Raw genomic sequence first — 237 nt, forward strand, 5'->3', positions numbered from 1 at the left:
CTGCTGGACGGCAAGCTGGACATGGCGCTGGGCCTGCACGGCGCGGGCGAGGCAGGTGGTGACCTGGCCGGAGAGGGCCTGGAGTACTGCACCATCGCCCACCAGAAGACACGCGTGGCCTTTGCCGCGCACGAGGTGCCCGACCCGGACGCACCCGTGCACTGGAGCGAGCTGGCCCGGCGGCCCTTTGTGTTCTACACCTCGGACTTCGCCCTGCACCAGGCCGTGCTGGAACAT

1 protein-coding gene is annotated in these 237 nt (G+C 69.6%); it reads left to right on the plus strand.

Going from position 1 to position 237, the window contains the following annotated elements:
• On the plus strand, positions 1-237 hold a 237-nt coding region (locus ACSNOK_RS36175; protein ID WP_436784885.1), incomplete at both ends, for a hypothetical protein.

This window comes from Streptomyces sp. URMC 126 (assembly GCF_051386555.1).
GTDB lineage: Bacteria > Actinomycetota > Actinomycetes > Streptomycetales > Streptomycetaceae > Streptomyces.